Consider the following 19,326-nt stretch of genomic DNA (forward strand, 5'->3'; position numbering starts at 1 on the left):
AAAACAAATATAAGGAATAGTTAATGGAAAATCGTACATTTGAATTTCGTTGTTTTACTCGGCGCTCATTTATTTTTTTCACAATATCAATAGTTAGTTTTACTCTGTTAATCACATGTTGTCTCATTTTTTTATTTATCTCTGATGCTGTCATGCCTTTGATCCCCAAACAATATTTTAAGGTGATTTTTTTTGGTGGAATCATTGTGTTGAGCTTACTTTCTGGCGTTTTGTTTGCTATAAGTATTGTGAGTTTATTCCGTAAAAAAATGACGATTAATGTCAATTCATATTCGATTAATATTGATGACCATAAAAAATTGAATCAAATGTTTCAATGGTCAGCATTACAAAAAGTAATAAGATTGAAAGTCGAAAACACTGTTTGGGTTAATCAAACACTTATCCTTGAGTTTGACAATAAGCGTATTAAGATGCTGACAGTAAAGGGGAAAATTCCTCTATTATCCAAAAAAGATATCGATCAGTTTTTTGAATTCACACAATATCTTCATGAACAAGTTCTTAAACCAGATTTTACATTAATCTCGGTGGATCAAACTTTATCATCTAAAACAGCTGAATTTCTAGTGAATGCTTCACATGATTTAGAAAATCGTTACCTTTATGTCAGAAAGTAGGTCATGCGCATTTATTTTTTATACATTGTGATAAAACAATGGCTATTTAAATGTTTAAATAGCCATCAACTGTTTTGATAAACTTTAATTGTCTCTTAACTGGTGAATATATTAGCCACCATTAAACACACTTAAGAAACGTGAGAAGAAAGATTTTTTTCTTCAACCGGGTATATTTTCGATATTGGCTTGAATAAGTTCATCGACTTTTTTGGCTTCAATCTCGTTGCGGCGATATTGTTCTTGCGTGATAAATATCTGTCCTATCTATTATTGCTAATCAAAAATAATTTACTAATTGTATTGGCTATTGGCAGGTTTACCAATGATATGTGAAACAAGTACAATGATTTGATATTAATTTTTATTAAGCGTTAAAATGACTAAGGTTAACAATATAAATAAAAAGTAATAAATTCGTTGACCACAACATAATTAAAAAAACTTCATGCACTTCTCTTAAAAGAAAATAGGGAATAGTTTATGGAAAATCGTACATTTGAATTTCGTTGTTTTACTCGGCGCTCATATATTTTTTTCACAATATCAATGGCTAGTTTTACTATGTCAGTCGCACGTTGTCACTTTTATTTATTTATCTTTTTATTTATCTCTGATGCTGTCATGCCTTTGATCCCCAAACAATATTTTAAGGTGATTTTTTTTGGTGGTATCATTGTGTTGAGCTTACTTACTGGCGTTTTGTTTGCTATAAGTATTGTGAGTTTATTCCGTAAAAAAATGACGATTAATGCCAATTCATATTCGATTAATATTGATGACCATAAAAAATTGAATCAAGTGTTTCAATGGTCAGCATTACAAAAAGTAATAATATTGAAAGTCGAAAACACTGGTTGGGTTAATCAAACACTTATCCTTGAGTTTGACAATAAGCGTATTAAAATGCTGACAGTAATGGGAAGAATTCCACTATTATTCAAAAAAGATATCGATCAATTTTTTGAATTCGCACAATATCTTCATGAACAAGTTCTCAAACCAGATTTTACATTAATCTCTGAGGATGAAACTTTATCATCTAAAACAGCTGAATTTCTAGTGAATGCTTCACATGATTTAGAAAATCGTTACCTTTATGTCAGAAAGTAGGTCATGCGCATTTATTTTTTATACATTGTGATAAAACAATGGCTATTTAAATGTTTAAATAGCCATCAACTGTTTTGATAAACTTTAACTGCCCTTAATTGGTGAGTATATTAGCCACCATTAAACACACTTAAGAAACGTGAGAAGAATGATTTTTTCTCTTCAACTGGTATATTTTCGATATTGGCTTGAATAAGTTCATCAACTTTTTTGGCTTCATCAACTAAACCCAGTTCGTTATAGGCATTACGCATCAATAATAATGCTGATTTAGTTGAGTCAGTATCAGGGAACATTGCCAGCATTTGGGTGACACGATTGATAACTGCAACATAAGCGCCACGTTTAGTATAAAATTGCGCTACTTTTAATTCATATCGAGCCATGCGATTTTTCAAAAAGACTAATCGTTTTTTGGCATCTGCTGCATATTGGCTAGTTGGAAAACTGGAAACTAAATAAGTAAAATCTTTAAATGCGGCGGCAGCGAATTCTGGATCACGATCAGAACGGTCAACGTTAAACCACCCCTGAATCATATTATCGTCTTGAGCCATATTGGTAATACCACGCATATAAATAACCCAATCGATGTTTGGATGCGTTGGATTCAATTTTAAAAAGCGGTCGATCGAGGCTATAGCAAGGGGTAAGTCAGCAGATTTGTAATAGGCATAAATTAAATCGAGTTGCACTTGCTGGGAGTACGGACCGAATGGATAGCTTTTATCCATTGCCTCTAAAATCGTGATACTGGATTTGATATTGCCATTTTCAAGCTCTGATTTAGCTTTACTGTGCAGTTCAATCTCTGGTACATATTCAACTTCGGGTTTGGTTGAGGTACAGCCTATTAGCGCACCACATAGAGCGATAGCTAACAAAGAGTGTAAATGTAATTTCATTCAGTTTTCAATCCAAAATATAATTAAACATTAAAGGCTAGGATTAGTATATAATACTCTAAAACAGATGAGCTTAAAATAGATAAATTACACATGCAAGAGTTAAAATTATCAACTGAAATTGAAGCAAGCCAACTGGGAATGCGTTTAGATCAAGCATTATCAGAGCTTTTTCCCGATTATTCACGCTCAAGAATTAAAGATTGGATCGTTAACAATAAAGTGATGGTTAATAACGATATTGTTAACAAACCTAAAGAAAAAGTACTGGGCGGTGAAAAAATAACGATCAATGCTGAAATTGAAGAAGAGACCTATCATCAACCGGAAAATATTCCACTTGATATCGTTTATGAAGATGATGATATTTTAGTTATCAATAAACCTCGTGACCTTGTTGTGCACCCCGGTGCCGGCAATCCAAATGGTACGGTTTTAAATGCGTTGCTTTATCACTATCCGGAGATAGCACGGGTACCACGAGCGGGTATAGTGCATCGGCTTGATAAAGATACCACCGGACTTATGGTTGTGGCTAAAACCATTGTTGCTCAAACGCATCTGGTTGAATCACTCCAATTACGTGAAATTACACGTGAGTATGAAGCGGTTGCTATGGGGATTATTACCGCCGGTGGGACAATCGATCAGCCGATTACTCGTCATCCGACTAAACGCACTCATATGGCTGTTTTTCCAACCGGCAAGCCTGCGACTACCCATTATCGTGTTATGGAAAAGTACCGCTTACATACTCGTTTAAGACTGCGGTTAGAGACCGGTCGAACTCACCAAATCCGTGTCCATATGGCGCATATAGCGCATCCTTTAGTGGGCGATCCTCTCTATGGCGGTCGTCCAAGACCACCAAAAGGAGCGAGTGAATCGTTTATTCAAACTTTACGTAATTTTGACAGACAAGCTTTACATGCTACTATGTTAAAACTGTTTCATCCGGTCACTGGTGAACAAATGCAATGGCATGCACCTATTCCGGATGATATGCAAAAATTAATACAAGCATTACAAGAAGATACAGAACTTCATAAAGATGAAATAGATTGGTAACAAATATGATTAAATCGATTTACCCCTACTGGTCAGCGCCAAAAAATATTCGGGCATTTACTTCAACACGAATCGGAGGCGTCAGTAAGGCGCCTTATGATAGCTTAAATTTAGGTAGTCGAACGGCTGATAATTTAACCGATGTTTGTCAAAATCGTCAGCGTATAATTGAAGCCGAGCATATTCCCAGCGAGCCATATTGGTTAAATCAAACGCATAGTAATAAAGTCCTTGATATCTCATCGATTCCCCTTCAAGCCCCGAGCGGCATTATAAATCAAAACGAAGCTCAAGCAGATGCTTCTTATACCAGTCAAGCTAAACAAGTGAGTGTTGTGTTAACCGCTGACTGTATGCCGGTACTCTTTTGTTCAATCAAAGGCGATGAGGTTGCCGCTGCTCACGCCGGTTGGCGAGGGCTTTGTAATGGTATTTTAGAAGAAACCGTGAAAAAGTTTTCTTGTCCGGTCAATGAAATTTTAGCGTGGCTTGGGCCGGCTATTAGTCAACAAAAGTTTGAAGTCGGGGAAGAAGTCAAGCAAGCCTTTGAACAAGTTGACGCTAAAGCCAGTGCGGCTTTTAAATTAATTAATGCAAATCAGCAAAAATATTTGGCCAACCTTTATTTAATTGCCAAACAACGTTTGCAAGCAATGGGCATTTTAAAAATTTTTGGTGGTGATTATTGTACCTATATCGAGCAAGACAAATTCTTTTCGTATCGTCGTGATCAGACCACCGGCCGAATGGCAACGATGATTTGGTTTGAATAACATTACGATTGGATTCAACTTCATTATTTTTTACATCGAAAGCCTAATTATGCTCTTGCATAGAGTCTTCCTATTATTGCGTTTTTATCGCTGATAAAAGCGGCAGTAGCTCATTTTCCTATCGTTTATACTTCATCTTGATAAACGGTATTTTTTAATTCAATCTATAAGGCTAAAATAACAAATCCAATCCGCCTTATTGTTCCACTTAGGCGCTTGAAAGATTAATTTAAATCCGCTTCAAATAATAAAAACAAGATATGCCTCTTAGCCATTGCCGAACATGTTTTTTAGTTGTCAGGTAAAGCGTGCGACTGAATCGGTTTTAATGCAATTATTCGATGCCAGCAAATTTATGAGTCTGCAAACTTAACAGCCATTTATTGTTTTCGCGACCCTCATTAATTTTGCCTAACAAAGTAATAGTGTCATGCATATTCATCACGCCATTATTTTCACAAGGGGAAAGATAATAGCGTTTTGCATCAATTTGCTTTTCAATATATTGGCAAAATGGTAGAAAATCGGGGTGATTTTCGACAACAATTCGCACTTCGTCGGCGAGCGGTTGGGCGATTTTTTGATAGCGAGATTGATAGCAAAATTTAGGGCTTAGTGCGATATAGTCAATCAACAGATCGACTTTGCCAAGACCATTACTCTCAATGGCAATAAAATAACCGGCTTGTTTGAGTGATAAGAGCAGCTCCGGCAACGCTTTAACCATAGTCGGCTCACCGCCGGTGATAATAATATTTTTGCTTTGATACTGCTTAAGCGTTGCTAATAGTTGCGTTAAGGTAAATCGGCTAAATTGGCGAAAATCGGTATCACACCATGCACAATTCAAATTACAACCGGCAAAGCGAATAAAAATTGCCGGCATACCAGTATTGTAACCTTCGCCCTGTAAAGATTCGAAGATTTCAACAATGCGAAATTCAGTCATTTTTAGCTCCGGCGGTACTCGCAGTAAGATGTCGGGGTTTCCCAAAGTTTGATCATCGAAACGGGTAGATATTGCGCTAAGCAATCGAAGATGTATTGACTCATTCCTTCAGCAGTTGTACGGCATGGAAAGGCAAAAATTTTACGATCCATCTGCTTTAATAAATCGGCAATCCGGCACTCGTTAGCGTTATTTTGGTTGTATAAATAAGCATGATCGAGCGGATCAACAATATGTTGTTTAACAATTGCTTTTAAATCAGCGTAATCCATGACCATATCAGCACTTGAGCCGCTGGTAATAAGTTCACCACTGATCTCCACTAATAAGCGATAGGTATGACCGTGCAGGTTATGACATTTTTTATTATGCCCGTCTAACATATGACAAGCATCAAATTGAAACTCTTTAGCTATTTTGAACATGATATTATCCTAGTTTTTTTACGTGGGATGGGTTACGAACCACGGTTAGATGACCTAACAAAACGAGCGGCTAATATAATCGATAAACATTGATTTGTCATCTTTCAATTGTCATTTAATGATAGTTTAAGTAAACTGATGCGGTGATTTTCATCACGTTTTCTAATACAAGGTTAACTGTGTCTTATTTGCGTTGTTTTGTTGTATAAATTCTGTAAAAAAATATTCTCAATCAGCTCTTGAAATTTCATCTTCCACACTCATTTAGTGATCATGCAAATGGATTGAATGCTTCGCCATTTGATCCAAATCTATTGCACAGGAGATAAATAATATGAGGTTAGACAAACTCACAAATAAATTTCAACAAGCTTTAGCTGATGCGCAGTCTTTAGCATTAGGTAAAGATAATCAATATATCGAGCCTGTTCATGTACTTTCCGCCATGCTCAATCAAGAAGGCAGTAGTGTTAAACCATTATTAGCTTCGGCTGGCGCTAATATCGCTCTATTACAACAAGAATTAATTCAAGCGATTGATCGTTTGCCGCAAGTACAAGGTGCAGGCGGTGATGTGATACCTTCACAAGATTTTATTCGAGTACTAAATCTTTGTGACAAATTATCGCAAAAAAATGGCGATAGTTATATCTCATCTGAACTATTTATATTAGCCGCTTTAGAAGATAAAGGCAGTTTAAGTGACATACTTAAACGTAGTGGCGTGACGAAAGATAAATTTAATCAGGCGGTAAATCAAGTAAGAGGTAATGATAACGTGAACGATCCTAATGCAGAAGATCAACGTGGTGCGTTGAAAAAATACACTATCGATTTAACCGAACGTGCTGAACAAGGCAAACTCGATCCGGTTATTGGTCGTGATGAAGAGATTCGCCGTACTATACAAGTATTGCAACGTCGTACCAAAAATAACCCGGTACTTATTGGTGAGCCGGGGGTCGGTAAAACCGCTATCGTTGAAGGTTTAGCACAGCGTATTGTTAATCGTGAAGTACCGGAAGGGTTACGTAACAAACGTGTTTTATCATTAGATATGGGTGCTTTGATTGCCGGCGCTAAATATCGTGGTGAATTTGAAGAGCGTCTTAAAGCAGTACTTAAAGATATCGCTAAAGAAGAAGGTCGTATCATTCTGTTTATTGATGAGATTCATACCATGGTTGGGGCAGGGAAAAGTGATGGTGCGATGGATGCCGGTAATATGTTAAAACCCGCATTGGCTCGTGGTGAATTGCACTGCGTGGGCGCAACCACTCTTGATGAATATCGTCAATATATTGAGAAAGATCCTGCGTTAGAACGCCGTTTCCAAAAAGTCTATGTGGCAGAACCAAGTGTTGAAGATACGATTGCCATTTTACGTGGTTTGAAAGAGCGTTATGAAATTCACCACCACGTACAAATTACCGATCCGGCTATTGTGGCGGCGGCAACGTTATCGCATCGTTATATTTCAGACCGTATGTTACCGGATAAAGCAATCGATTTAATTGATGAAGCGGCTTCGAGCATTCGTATGCAAATGGATTCTAAACCGGAATCATTAGATCGCCTTGAAAGACGCATTATTCAGCTAAAACTTGAGCAACAAGCACTTAAGAAAGAGTCTGATGATGCAAGTAAAAAACGACTTGAGATGCTAAATGATGAACTCGCTGAGAAAGAAAAACAATATGCGTCACTTGAAGAAGAATGGAAGTCAGAGAAGGCAGCAGTTTCGGGCACTCAAACTATCAAAACAGAGTTGGAGAAAGCTCGCACTGAAATAGAGCAAGCACGCCGTGCCGGTGATTTAAACAAAATGTCAGAATTACAATATGGCAAAATCCCGGAATTGGAAAAGAAACTTGCCTCAGCGACACAGTTAGAAGGCAAAACCATGAAGTTATTGCGTAACAAAGTCACCGATAACGAAATTGCCGAAGTATTATCGAAAGCAACCGGTATTCCTGTTTCCAGAATGCTCGAAAGCGAAAAAGATAAATTACTACACATGGAAGATGCGTTACATAAACGTGTTATTGGTCAAGATGAAGCGGTGGTTGCGGTGGCTAATGCGATTCGTCGTAGTCGTGCCGGGCTTTCTGATCCAAATAAACCGATCGGATCGTTCTTATTCTTAGGTCCAACTGGTGTAGGTAAAACTGAGCTTTGTAAAGCACTGGCAAACTTTATGTTTGATAGTGAAGATGCCATGGTGCGGATTGATATGTCAGAATTTATGGAAAAACACTCAGTTGCTCGATTAATTGGTGCGCCTCCGGGATACGTTGGTTACGAAGAAGGTGGCTATTTAACCGAAGCGGTAAGACGTCGACCATATTCAGTCATTTTACTTGATGAGGTTGAAAAAGCGCATCCGGATGTCTTTAATATTTTATTACAAGTATTAGATGACGGTCGCTTAACCGACGGGCAAGGTCGTACGGTTGATTTCCGCAATACGGTAATTATTATGACCTCTAATTTAGGCTCAGATCTTATTCAAGGTCAAGTCGAGTTAAGTTACGACGAAATGAAAGCGTTAGTGATGACTGTTGTCACTAAACACTTTAGACCGGAATTTATCAATCGTATTGACGAAACAGTGGTCTTCCACCCACTAGGTCAAGAAAACATTAAAGCGATTGCTAAAATTCAATTGGCACATGTTGAAAAACGCTTAGAAGAACGAGGCTATGAATTAGAAATCTCTGATGCCGCATTAGAACAGCTTGCGAAAGTTGGCTTCGATCCAATTTATGGTGCAAGACCGTTAAAACGTGCAATTCAACAAGAGATTGAAAATCCGTTAGCTCAACAAATTTTAGCAGGGAAATTAGTGCCGGGTAAAACCATTCATTTGGACTTAGTCGGTGATAATATTGAAGCTAAACAGTAATTTGTGTGATTGAATAATGAAAATAAAAACCGGAAAACATGATGTTTTCCGGTTTTTTTATTGGTAATGATTACTGAACAAATAATCTTAAGTAGCCTAATTATAAAGGACTGACTTTAGAGAATTTAAAGATAAATTCAGGCTCTTTGACTTTACCGTCTAAAGTCAAACTTGATTCATAAATACAAGTATCGCTATCATCAAAGAATTGACCGGAAAATTTCACTTTTTGACCTTTCTTTAGGTTAGCAACAGCATCAAACAGTGGTGTAGAAGGTTGAATTAATGTGTTATGGAAACTATCCGAAATTGCGTTATTCCAAGTTTCGACATAAACATTTTTAGCTATTTCAATCTTTAAAATGCCCAGACCGTCTGAATTGGAATCAATTTTGCTTACTGTTCCAATCCAATCTTCGACCGTTAATGGTCCCATATTGGCACAAATCGTTTTGTTTCTTTCTCTTAGCGCATTACCTTTTTGCATATCATTATCAGCTTTTTTGGCTTTATCAATAGCGAGTAATGATGCATCGATTAAAACAGTTTGATTAGCGGGATACTGAATTTCCGGCTCAGACTCCTTTTTGCTCTCACTGCTATTACCGGCAAAAATGGCTAAGACTAAGAAGCCTACGCCGGCAATAATAATTTTTTTGCTTAAAGACATCTTCTTTTTGGTTGCGTCAGTCATAAAACATTCCTTTTTATTTCCATTGACTATAAAAAAAGCGATCACAGTTTAGATGAATCTCATTTTTTCTACAACACTGTTTTATTAATCATGGCTAAGCATTTTGTTCGTTTTACCATGCTCGATGTTGATGCATTGTTGATATTAGCAGTTAAACTTAGCTGTTTTATTGACTTGTCATCTGACCGAAATGTGATATTAATGCTTAAGATATCATCAGTATCAACACCATTAAAAAATAGCGTTGAGATTGCTCTATTAATAAGGATTACAATAATTCATCAAAAATAGAACAAGCATTAATCTTGCTAAATATTGCATAAAGTTGCATAATCAATCACGGTAATGATCTATCTCGTAAAATAAGTGAAAGGAAAAATGTATGATTAAGTTAATTATCAGTGATTTAGATGGTACTTTTTTAAACGACAGGGGCGATTATGATCGCCAGTTATTTGCTAAAGTGTATGAGCAAATGGCAAAACAGGGTGTCCATTTTGTCGCTTGTACCGGTAAGCAGTGTGAACGGGTAGAAGAGCTGTTTGGTGATTATCGTGATAAAATTTGGATTGTTGGTGATAGTGCGACGGCAATTAAATTGAATGGTGAGTTTATCTACCGCTCATTTTTAGCCAATCAATTGGGCCAACAAATTATTGCCACTCTCGAACAAGTTAATAAAAATCATGTTATTATTGCCTGTACTGCAAATGGTGCGGCCATTAAAGCCAATTTGCCGGATCGGTTAAAACAAAAAGTACGACAATCTTATGCGGCAATGATTGAAGTTGATGATTTTAAAACTATTACTGATGATTTTATTAAAATTACCGTTTACGATGAAAACCAACAATGCCCGCAAACTCGCACCCATTTAACCCCTTATGAAAACCAAGCCTATATTGTGGTATCTGAAGCCGCATGGATAGATATTACAGAACATAACGTGCATAAAGGTAATACTATTAAAAAATTACAACAACTATTAAATGTTGATTATGGACAAACCATGGCATTTGGTGACGGTTATAACGACATTGAATTGCTCCAGCAGGCTCAATATAGTTTTGCTATGCGTAATGCTTTTGATGAAACCAAAGCGGTTGCTAGATTTATTACCGGTTATAATGATGAAAGTGCAGTATTAAAAACCATTCAACTTATGTTGGATTTGCAGGCTCAGCCAAAAGCCGAATCTTAGGATAAAAAGCGCATGAACTTAAACCAGCTCAATTTGTAAATTGACTTGTTCAAAGCCTTCAATTTTTGATTCACGGCTGGCAATAACAATATCAATATCTTCACAAGTTGCCACTTTATAGCGTGCAACTTGCAACATTTTATCGGCAATTACCGCAGCGATTACCTCGTTACTTTGCGCAATCAGCTCTTTTTTAAAGCAAGCATCTTCATAATAAACCGCACTTAACCCGGCTTGCGGATCGAGTCCACAAACGCCAATAAAAGTTTGATCAAAAATCATATTACGAATTTGATTGACGGTATCGGCGCCCATGGTGCTGCCGGTTTGTGGATTGACTTTGCCACCAACTAAAATCAGTTCACCTTTGTTACGGCTACTTAAGACGGTGGCGATTTGCGGGGAATTGGTGATAATGGTTAAATCCATATCTTGAGGGATGTAACTTGCCATAGCAAGATAAGTCGAGCCGGCATCGATAAAAATACAGGAATGATTTTTAATCAACATAGCGCATCGCTTAGCGACTTTGGATTTTTCATCGACACTTTGCGTCATTCTAGTTTCGAAGCTTGCTGACTGTTTTAACTGACTGACCGCACCACCATACACACGCTTACAGATTCCGTTGCGAGCAAGTTTTTGCAAATCTCGACGGATAGTGTGCTCTGACACGCCTAGTTGCGAGATTAAATCAGCACTCACCACCCGGCCTTTTTCAGCTAAGAGCTGCTGAATGTAAGCTTGTCGTTGTTCCGGAAAGGCATTAAAGTCAATCATTTAAAGTCCTTTTGTGAATATTTGTATCGGTGAAAGATTATGATTGATAATCATACCGATATCGTAGGGAAATATCAAAGGTGATTAAGGGAAGGGGAGAGGTGTTTTTTTAATAGCTTAAAAGTGTGTTTTTATACTGAAACGTGGATGTTTTCTGAAACTTTTTGACAATGGTTTGTGTTTTTACTTAAACACCTATATTTTCTGAAAGTTTTTGACAAGGTTTATATTTTAATTGAAAGTTGCGGGTTTTTGGTTTGCAGGTTTCGGACGCTGTTAATTGGTTGATATTTTCATTAAGATGTTTGCGTCCGAATTAGGGGGATTTTATGCGAAATCCCCCTAATAACCCCCTCGCAGCACCACCCAAAGCGGTCTTCGACTGCCCTCCGCCTTCGTTCGGTCTTAACGCACCGGCGCTGATTTGTTCCGGACAAAGCAGCGCCTCGCCAAACATCCTTGTTTGGCGTGCTAACCTCTCTCAGTTGTCGGCGCTTTGTGAAGGTGCGGGTTGGTGCATTTGTTTGCTTTTGGGAAAGGTAATGGTAAGTCGTTTAGAAAAAGTAGTGGAGCTTAAAATACAAACTTTATGACCCCTTTTTTTTAGCTAAAAATAAAAACATTAAAAATCAATATATTGCAAAAGCGTTAAAAAAAAGGGTTTTTAAACCTAAAATTGCCCTTTGTGTTTTTATAAACGATGTTTATAGTATGTGAGATTCTAGTTTAAAGCTGGATAAGCTGTTTAGAAACTCCTCATATAAAAGTCTTGATACATATCGTTGTTTATAGCTGCATAAGCCGTTTAGAAACAACAATTTCCTGTTTTTTTACCAGACAAAAACTTTACAACTGCATAAGGATTATGGATATTTTTGTAATATCTAAAACTTTTGTTTTTATACTAAAACTTAGGTATTTTCTGAAACTTCTTGTCAATGTTTTTTAGGCTTTGCTTTTATATCACATTGCTTTGTATTAGTAATTTTCGTTGCTGGGTAGGGTTGATAATTTTTTTTTATTATTAAATTGTTAAATATCACGTTATATTATTTAGCCAAAATTTAGTCACGAGAATTTATTATGAAAACATTAGTAAAAGCATTGTTTATAATGGGTGGTTTTATTTTTCCTTTGGTTAGTCATGCGGCTTTGCCTGATACGATTAAAGTTGGGGCTGATACGTCTTATGCGCCTTTTGATTTTATCAATGCCGAGGGGGAGATCACTGGTTTTAATATTGAGATTACGCAAGCTTTATGTGAGAAGGCTCAAGTTAAGTGTATTTTTCAGTCGACTGATTTTGATGCGTTGATTCCGTCTCTTTTAGCCAGGAAGATTGATATGATTTCTTCTTCATTAATGATGACTGAGAAGCGCAAAAAGCAGATTGCTTTTTCTGATGAAATTTTTCGCACTCAATCACGTTTAATTACGAAGGAAGGATCGGATTTATTGCCGACGGTTGAATCTTTAGCCGGTAAACGTGTCGGGGTTGAGCAAGGTACTGCGCAGGAGCATTTTGCCAATGACAAATGGCGATCGCATGGTGTGACTATTGTGCCATATCAAAATCAATTACAAGTGTTTTCTGATCTGGCAGCAGGGCGGTTAGATGCAGCTTTGCAAGATGAAGTGACCGGTAGTTATGCATTTTTAAAACAGCCACAAGGTAAGGGTTTTGCCTTTGCTGGCGAGGTTTTAAGTGATAAGGACTATTTTGATGTGGGTGTTGGTTTAGGTTTTCGTAAGAATGATGACCAATTGCGTGAAGCATTTAATCAAGCTTTAAAGGCGATCATTGCTGATGGCACCTATAAAAAAATTAACGATAAATATTTTGATTTTAACGTCAATAGTCAACTTAAATAGTCGATGCAAGGTTATAGTTCATTAATTTTTCATGGGGCTTGGTTGACCATTAGTTTAGCTTTAGCCTCATTAGTTTTGGCAATGATGATAGGGATTATCTGTGCGCTGGGTAAGTTATCAAAACGCAGAGTGATTAGGTTAATTTGTCAGGCTTATACGTCGTTAATTCGTGGCGTGCCGGATCTAGTGTTAATGATGCTGATCTTTTTTGGCTTGCAGTTTGCGTTAAATAATCTGACCGATTTTTTACAGATCGATATCATTGAAATCGATCCCTTTATTGCCGGCATCATCACTTTAGGTTTTATTTACGGGGCTTATTTTACTGAAACATTTCGTGGCGCTTATCTGTCGGTTTCAAAAAATACCTTAGATGCCGCAACGGCGTTGGGATTAACTCAAAGACAAGTATTTGTTAATGTCATGTTTCCATTGATGATGCGCTTTGCCTTGCCGGGGATTGCTAATAACTGGTTAGTGGTATTAAAAGCGACTGCTTTAGTTTCGTTACTCGGGCTATTTGATTTAGTTAAAGCAACCAAAACTGCTGGTGAAGCTACCTATCAACCTCTCTATTTTGCCCTCATTGCTGGCGGCTTCTATCTGTTTTTTACCTCAATCTCAAATATCGTATTATGGTGGCTGGAAAAGCACTATTCTATCGGTATGAATAAAGCTAAATTATAAAGAGTTTTATTATGATAGATATTTTGCAAGACTATTGGAAAGCCTTATTATGGACTGACGGTTATCATATTACCGGGCTTGCGATGACACTTTGGATCTTGATTGTATCAGTAAGCTTGGGTGGTATGTTAGCGCTAATTTTAGCGGTCGGGCGTAATTCGCAATATCGTGTGATTAAGTTGCCAATTTGGTTATTTACCTATATTTTTCGGGGAACGCCACTGTATGTGCAACTGTTGATTATCTATACCGGTCTTTATACCCTAAGTATCGTTAAGGATAATGCTTGGCTGGGTGATTTTTTTCAAAGTGGTTTAAATTGTACTATTTTAGCTTTTACCCTTAATACCTGCGCTTATACGACAGAAGTTTTTGCTGGCGCTATCCGAAATGTGCCACAAGGTGAAATTCAAGCTGCTATTGCACTGGGCTTTAATCGGTTTGATCTTTACCGCTATATTATTTTGCCTAGAGCATTTGGCATTGCGTTGCCAGCTTACAGTAATGAAGTGATCTTTATGTTACATTCTACCGCACTTGCTTTTACGGTAACCGTGCAGGATGTGATGAAGATAGCAAGGGATATTTATGCCGAAACTTATCAACCTTTCCATGCTTTTTCCATTGCGGCGGTCATCTATTTATGTGTCAGCTTTACACTAATTTTTGCTTTCAAAAAGTTAGAGCGGCATTGTTTAGCGTATATGCGCAAAGATGAAACTGAATTTAAGGAAAAATCTACATCTAAATAATAATAAACAATCAGACAGCGTATAAATCATTGCCTGATTGTTATAACGAGTGGGTGGGACAAGTCACTTAATTATTCAGCTAAACCGTCATCATGATCAAAATCAGTTCCGCCGTCGACACCATGCTCGTGGGCTCCCGGTAAAGCACGGGTACGATCGATTGGAACATAGCTACCACTCGGCGTTTCGACTTGACACTCACCTAAATAGATCGAGTATTTTGTATTGGTGTGCATACTTATACCACGAAAATAGCAGTGTGTTGCATTATATAAGTCATGTCGACAAAGTACGATTATAACCAGCCAAACGATACCAATTGATAGTGCGACCCACTTTAGATTATGCCAAATAAAAGACCAAAACCCTCGACCACGAAAACGACAAAATCCAAAAATTGCCAGCAAAACTGCTACAAATCCTAGAAATTCATATAACCAAAATATCCACATATTGTTATCTCCAAAGCAATAGTTAGTTGGTATTTTATCCTAACTTTGCCTTTACATCCATGTACCGTTGCGAATAATCCCAACAGCTAAGCCTTCAATGGCAAAATTTTGTTGTTCAAGATTGACTTCAATTGGGGCGAACTCTTCGTTTTCAGCTAATAACTGAACATGCTTGCCTTTTCGTGATAGTCGTTTAACGGTAACTTCATCATCAATACGCGCCACAACAACTTGACCATTTTTAACCTCTTGAGTTTTGTGCACTGCAAGTAAATCACCGTCTAATATACCAATGTCTTTCATCGACATGCCTTGAACACGTAATAAGAAGTCGGCGTTAGGTTTGAAAAGTGAAGGGTCAACTTGATAATGGCTTTCGATATGTTCTTGAGCAAGAATAGGGGAACCGGCAGCGACTCTACCAATTAACGGCAAGCCTTCAAACTCATGTTGCTCGGCAGCATTTTCCAGCAATAGGCGAATGCCACGTGACGATCCGGCAATCATCTCAATCGCGCCTTTTTTGGCTAAAGCTTTAAGGTGTTCTTCTGCTGCATTGGCTGAGCGGAAACCCAGCATTTGGGCGATTTCGGCACGTGTAGGTGGCATACCGGTTGTTTGGATGTTTTCTTTGATCAAGTCGTAAATCTGTTGTTGGCGTGCGGTTAATGGTCTCATTATCATTTCCTGTGTTTATATACAGATATATGTGATTATATACAGCTAGGAATATAAAACCAACTGTTTTATCTGATTTTTTTACAAAAAGGCCATAAAATTTATCCGATAGTTTGAGTGATAACCGCATCATCGTTAATGTTTTGATAAAAATAGACACAAGATTAAAGCGATAGCGGCTGCGGTTTTTGGGTCTCAATAGGTTTTATTTATTCAATTGATTTATCATAACTTTCATTAACTATTGCACATCTTTTTAAAATTTAAATATTTCTTAATTTAAAGGTTATTTGCTATGTATTATGAAAGAAACTTGTATGATATACTAAAGCCAAAATAGTTATTAATTGGAATGTGTTTTATGCCTTATGTTGTTGCACTTAGTGGTGGTGTTGCTAGTGGTAAAAGTACCATTGCTAACTTATTTGCTCAATTAGGCGTACCAATTATTGATGCTGATATCATTGCGCGTCAAGTGGTCGAGGTTGGAACAGATGCTTTGGCTCAAATCGTAAAACATTTTAGCACTGAAATTTTGTTACCAAATGGCGAACTTGATCGCAGTCAGTTAAGGGAAATTATTTTTAATAATGATCATGAAAGGCTTTGGCTCAACAATTTGTTACATCCAATAATTCATCAAATAACTCAAAAGCAAATTGCGAAGCAGACCGCCCCTTATGTTATTTGGGTTGTGCCATTATTAATTGAAAATAATTTACATCAATTAGCTGATAGGGTACTAATGGTTGATGTACCTGAAACGTTACAAATGGAACGTTTAATTTATCGAGATAAAATAAGCGAGTCATTAGCAAAACGAATGATACGTACGCAAGTACCTTTAGCCGAGCGCTTATCGTATGCTGATGATATTATTGTCAATAATGGTAACTTAGCCTCGTTAAGTGAGCAAGTTAATAAGTTGCATCAACAATATTTGAACAACTTTAAAATAAAGAATAACAAGTATGAATAGTATCATTTTTGAACATCCATTAAATGAAAAAATGCGCACGTGGCTTCGTATCGAATTTCTATTGAATCAATTAAAGACGCATAGCCAGTTAGATGAAACAAATGCGTTAATGTTTTTCCATGCATTATCCGAACTATTAGAAATTATTGAACGTAATGATGTGAAAGGCGATTTAATTAAAGAGATTGAAGCGCAAAAGCAAAAGCTTTCGTCATGGCTGGATATTGAGGGTGTCGATCAAGAATTATTAAATCATCTGATCAGTAAATTTCATGATTACCTCACTCAATTTAATGCGATTATGCGTTTAGGGCAACCGTTAAAAGATGATCGTTTTCTTACCGCCCTTCGTCAACGGTTAACCATACCGGGCGGCTGTTGTAGTTTTGATCTTCCTTCTTTCCATTTATGGCTTAAACAGCCACAGCAAAAACGCGATGAACAAGTTCAAAATTGGTTACAACATTTAATCCTACTTGATCAAGCCCTGGCTTCTTGTATGCAATTGATTCGGCAGTTGGGCGAATTTCAATTTTATACCTGCACCAATAACTTCTTTCAAGAAACTAACGGCGAAGTTAATTTGATTCGGATTCGGGTTGATTTAGATAAAAATGTCTTCCCGCAAGTATCCGGGCATATGTCACGTTATAGCATCCGTTTTTTACCTCTTGACGCATATGATAATATGAACACTGATAGTATTGAATTTGAATTAGCTTGTTGCTAATACCGTTTAATTAAAAAAGAGTTTAAATGAATAAAAATCCTGTCACATTTGTTAAATGTCCAACTTGTCAAATACAAGTTGAATGGTCTACACAAAGTCCGTTTCGTCCATTTTGTAGCAAGCGATGTCAGCTTATCGATCTTGGTGATTGGGCAAGCGAAGAGCATCGTATTGCCGATAAAGCACAAATTGAAGAAGATCTTTGGAGCGAAGACAATATTGATGATTTGAGGGATAAGTATTAATGAAAGTACTGGGTATTGAAACCTCGTGTGATGAAACTGGCGTGGCGATTTATGATGATAAACATGGATTAATCGCCAATCAACTTTATTCGCAAATTGAGTTACATGCTGATTATGGCGGCGTGGTGCCTGAACTCGCGTCACGTGATCATATCCGTAAAACGGTACCTTTAATTCAAGCTGCACTTAACGAGGCGAATTTGTTAGCCAGCGATATTGATGCTGTGGCTTATACTGCCGGACCGGGGCTAATTGGTGCATTAATGGTCGGTGCATCAATTGGGCGTTCGTTAGCTTATGCATGGAATGTGCCGGCTATTGCTGTGCATCATATGGAAGGGCACTTGCTTGCTCCTATGTTGGAAGATAATCCCCCACAATTTCCCTTTGTCGCTTTGCTGGTTTCAGGCGGACATACTCAGTTAATTAAAGTAACTGGCATTGGGCAGTATCAGTTAATGGGTGAATCGATCGATGATGCCGCAGGTGAAGCGTTTGATAAAACGGCAAAACTCCTTGGACTTGATTATCCCGGTGGGGCTAAACTATCGGAATTGGCTAAGCAAGGCGATCGATTACGATTCCAATTTCCAAGACCGATGACTGATCGCCCGGGGCTCGATTTTAGTTTTTCAGGTTTAAAAACAGCCGCAGCCAATACAATCAATCAATATCGTGATGAAAATGGTGAGATTGATCATCAGACTAAAGCTGACATTGCCAGCGCTTTTGAAGATGCATTAGTCGATACTTTAGTCATTAAATCTCGTCGTGCTCTTGAACAGACTAATTTCAAAAGATTGGTTGTTGCCGGTGGCGTAAGTGCTAATAAAACATTAAGGGATAAACTAGCAAAGCTTATGCAACAACGTAAAGGCGAAGTTTTTTATCCTCGCATTGCATTTTGTACGGATAATGGTGCGATGATTGCCTATGCTGGCATGATTCATTTGGCTCATTCACAACGCGATGATTTAGCGATAAATGTTAAACCCAGATGGCCTTTAAATGAGCTTAATGGTGGCTAAATAAGAGAATTATTTGTTATATTATTTGTCAGCAAAGTGAGGATAAACCTCACTTGCTTATAAAATTAAGCATTAAAATAGTGCTAGTAGCTTATTGATTGTTAGATTCGGATTTCTCTGTATCTTGAACTTTGTCAGCAATGATATCAATATCTTTAGGGTCAATCTTGAACAAAATAATAATTGTTTCGCAGATAACTCGTGAAGACATAATTCCTACAACTATAATGAATAACCCCATTATAATGTCATATAAAGCACCAGAAAAATTATAAGAAAAAGATTTAAATCCTCCCAGAATTGTCGCTATTCCCATAAATGCAAAGAAGATTAATAAAATCCAATAATAAAGTGTTAAGAACATGGGTGTGAGAGGTTTTTTTAGCTTTAGAAGATCGGTGACTTTAACATTATTCAAGTTTGCTATGTTTTTCATTGTGTTTCCTTTT

General features: G+C 37.3%; 21 protein-coding genes, 1 pseudogene and 1 riboswitch. Of the genes and pseudogenes, 13 read left to right on the top strand and 9 right to left on the bottom strand.

The window, feature by feature from the left end; all coding sequences use genetic code 11:
• The first annotated feature begins 23 nt into the window (after nucleotides 1–23).
• Nucleotides 24–641 carry a hypothetical protein gene (locus J3U74_RS08835; RefSeq protein ID WP_267329245.1) on the top strand — a complete coding sequence of 206 codons (618 nt, stop codon included), beginning with the start codon at nucleotides 24–26 and terminating at the stop codon, nucleotides 639–641.
• 483 nt (nucleotides 642–1,124) lie between these two features.
• Entirely contained in the window at nucleotides 1,125–1,754 is a 630-nt protein-coding gene (locus J3U74_RS08840; protein WP_267328873.1) for a hypothetical protein, read from the top strand.
• A 182-nt stretch (nucleotides 1,755–1,936) separates the two neighbouring features.
• Here J3U74_RS08840 and bamD read toward each other — a convergent pair.
• Nucleotides 1,937–2,659 (bottom strand): annotated as a pseudogene (bamD, locus tag J3U74_RS08845) (outer membrane protein assembly factor BamD); the annotation flags it as partial.
• Between the two features lie 93 nt (nucleotides 2,660–2,752).
• On the opposite strand from bamD, the gene rluD reads away from it, so the two are divergent.
• Entirely contained in the window at nucleotides 2,753–3,727 is a 975-nt protein-coding gene (gene rluD / locus J3U74_RS08850; protein WP_220217619.1) for a 23S rRNA pseudouridine(1911/1915/1917) synthase RluD, read from the top strand.
• Nucleotides 3,728–3,735: 8 nt separating this feature from the next.
• The gene (pgeF, locus tag J3U74_RS08855) at nucleotides 3,736–4,500 is read left to right on the top strand and encodes a peptidoglycan editing factor PgeF (protein ID WP_416379774.1); all 765 of its coding nucleotides are present in this window, start codon (nucleotides 3,736–3,738) and stop codon (nucleotides 4,498–4,500) included.
• Between the two features lie 334 nt (nucleotides 4,501–4,834).
• Here pgeF and J3U74_RS08860 read toward each other — a convergent pair whose 3' ends face one another.
• Together J3U74_RS08860 and queD are read right to left on the bottom strand one after the other, a co-directional pair.
• Nucleotides 4,835–5,449, bottom strand: a complete 615-nt coding sequence (locus J3U74_RS08860) for a 7-carboxy-7-deazaguanine synthase QueE (RefSeq protein ID WP_267329248.1) — start codon at nucleotides 5,447–5,449, stop codon at nucleotides 4,835–4,837.
• Nucleotides 5,450–5,451: 2 nt separating this feature from the next.
• Entirely contained in the window at nucleotides 5,452–5,874 is a 423-nt protein-coding gene (queD, locus tag J3U74_RS08865) for a 6-carboxytetrahydropterin synthase QueD (RefSeq protein ID WP_267329249.1), read from the bottom strand.
• A 3-nt stretch (nucleotides 5,875–5,877) separates the two neighbouring features.
• Nucleotides 5,878–5,923: riboswitch (PreQ1 riboswitch) on the bottom strand.
• Nucleotides 5,924–6,208: 285 nt separating this feature from the next.
• Here queD and clpB point away from each other — a divergent pair.
• Nucleotides 6,209–8,779: an ATP-dependent chaperone ClpB gene (gene clpB / locus J3U74_RS08870; RefSeq protein WP_267329250.1), complete on the top strand. Its 2,571-nt coding sequence runs from the start codon at nucleotides 6,209–6,211 to the stop codon at nucleotides 8,777–8,779.
• Nucleotides 8,780–8,879: 100 nt separating this feature from the next.
• Here clpB and J3U74_RS08875 read toward each other — a convergent pair whose 3' ends face one another.
• A complete protein-coding gene (locus tag J3U74_RS08875; RefSeq protein WP_267329251.1) occupies nucleotides 8,880–9,473 on the bottom strand; it encodes a hypothetical protein in 594 nt (197 codons plus the stop codon).
• Between the two features lie 382 nt (nucleotides 9,474–9,855).
• On the opposite strand from J3U74_RS08875, the gene J3U74_RS08880 reads away from it, so the two are divergent.
• Complete coding sequence (locus J3U74_RS08880) at nucleotides 9,856–10,674, top strand: Cof-type HAD-IIB family hydrolase (protein ID WP_267329252.1); 819 nt, start codon at nucleotides 9,856–9,858, stop codon at nucleotides 10,672–10,674.
• Nucleotides 10,675–10,692: 18 nt separating this feature from the next.
• Here J3U74_RS08880 and J3U74_RS08885 read toward each other — a convergent pair whose 3' ends face one another.
• Nucleotides 10,693–11,454 carry a DeoR/GlpR family DNA-binding transcription regulator gene (locus tag J3U74_RS08885; protein ID WP_220217612.1) on the bottom strand — a complete coding sequence of 254 codons (762 nt, stop codon included), beginning with the start codon at nucleotides 11,452–11,454 and terminating at the stop codon, nucleotides 10,693–10,695.
• Nucleotides 11,455–11,770: 316 nt separating this feature from the next.
• On the bottom strand, nucleotides 11,771–11,911 hold the full coding sequence (locus J3U74_RS08890; protein ID WP_267346930.1) for a hypothetical protein: 141 nt from the start codon (nucleotides 11,909–11,911) through the stop codon (nucleotides 11,771–11,773).
• A gap of 626 nt (nucleotides 11,912–12,537) precedes the next feature.
• On the opposite strand from J3U74_RS08890, the gene J3U74_RS08895 reads away from it, so the two are divergent.
• The 3 genes from J3U74_RS08895 to hisM are packed head-to-tail and all read left to right on the top strand — an operon-like array spanning nucleotide 12,538 to nucleotide 14,765.
• Nucleotides 12,538–13,326 (top strand): lysine/arginine/ornithine ABC transporter substrate-binding protein, encoded by a 789-nt coding sequence (locus J3U74_RS08895; RefSeq protein WP_267329132.1) that lies wholly within the window; start codon nucleotides 12,538–12,540, stop codon nucleotides 13,324–13,326.
• A gap of 3 nt (nucleotides 13,327–13,329) precedes the next feature.
• A complete protein-coding gene (locus J3U74_RS08900) occupies nucleotides 13,330–14,013 on the top strand; it encodes an ABC transporter permease (RefSeq protein WP_220217610.1) in 684 nt (227 codons plus the stop codon).
• 11 nt (nucleotides 14,014–14,024) lie between these two features.
• Nucleotides 14,025–14,765, top strand: coding sequence for a histidine ABC transporter permease HisM (gene hisM / locus J3U74_RS08905; RefSeq protein ID WP_267329131.1), 741 nt, complete (start codon nucleotides 14,025–14,027; stop codon nucleotides 14,763–14,765).
• A 71-nt stretch (nucleotides 14,766–14,836) separates the two neighbouring features.
• Here the strand turns inward: hisM and J3U74_RS08910 are convergent, their stop codons facing one another.
• Both J3U74_RS08910 and lexA read right to left on the bottom strand, forming a co-directional pair.
• Nucleotides 14,837–15,217 (bottom strand): hypothetical protein, encoded by a 381-nt coding sequence (locus J3U74_RS08910; RefSeq protein ID WP_267329130.1) that lies wholly within the window; start codon nucleotides 15,215–15,217, stop codon nucleotides 14,837–14,839.
• 51 nt (nucleotides 15,218–15,268) lie between these two features.
• Entirely contained in the window at nucleotides 15,269–15,895 is a 627-nt protein-coding gene (gene lexA, locus J3U74_RS08915) for a transcriptional repressor LexA (protein ID WP_267329129.1), read from the bottom strand.
• Between the two features lie 361 nt (nucleotides 15,896–16,256).
• On the opposite strand from lexA, the gene coaE reads away from it, so the two are divergent.
• The 4 genes from coaE to tsaD are packed head-to-tail and all read left to right on the top strand — an operon-like array spanning nucleotide 16,257 to nucleotide 18,877.
• Complete coding sequence (gene coaE, locus J3U74_RS08920; RefSeq protein ID WP_267329128.1) at nucleotides 16,257–16,874, top strand: dephospho-CoA kinase; 618 nt, start codon at nucleotides 16,257–16,259, stop codon at nucleotides 16,872–16,874.
• Nucleotides 16,867–17,604: a cell division protein ZapD gene (gene zapD / locus J3U74_RS08925; protein ID WP_267329127.1), complete on the top strand. Its 738-nt coding sequence runs from the start codon at nucleotides 16,867–16,869 to the stop codon at nucleotides 17,602–17,604. The genes coaE and zapD overlap by 8 nt, the downstream gene beginning before the upstream one ends.
• A gap of 26 nt (nucleotides 17,605–17,630) precedes the next feature.
• Nucleotides 17,631–17,849 (top strand): DNA gyrase inhibitor YacG, encoded by a 219-nt coding sequence (gene yacG / locus J3U74_RS08930; protein WP_220217604.1) that lies wholly within the window; start codon nucleotides 17,631–17,633, stop codon nucleotides 17,847–17,849.
• The gene (gene tsaD / locus J3U74_RS08935) at nucleotides 17,849–18,877 is read left to right on the top strand and encodes a tRNA (adenosine(37)-N6)-threonylcarbamoyltransferase complex transferase subunit TsaD (RefSeq protein ID WP_267329126.1); all 1,029 of its coding nucleotides are present in this window, start codon (nucleotides 17,849–17,851) and stop codon (nucleotides 18,875–18,877) included. The genes yacG and tsaD overlap by 1 nt, the downstream gene beginning before the upstream one ends.
• A 91-nt stretch (nucleotides 18,878–18,968) precedes the next feature.
• Here tsaD and J3U74_RS08940 read toward each other — a convergent pair whose 3' ends face one another.
• On the bottom strand, nucleotides 18,969–19,313 hold the full coding sequence (locus J3U74_RS08940) for a DUF4282 domain-containing protein (RefSeq protein ID WP_220217602.1): 345 nt from the start codon (nucleotides 19,311–19,313) through the stop codon (nucleotides 18,969–18,971).
• Nucleotides 19,314–19,326: the final 13 nt, after the last annotated feature.

The organism is Gilliamella sp. B3892 (assembly GCF_026536305.1).
Classification (GTDB): Bacteria; Pseudomonadota; Gammaproteobacteria; order Enterobacterales; family Orbaceae; genus Gilliamella.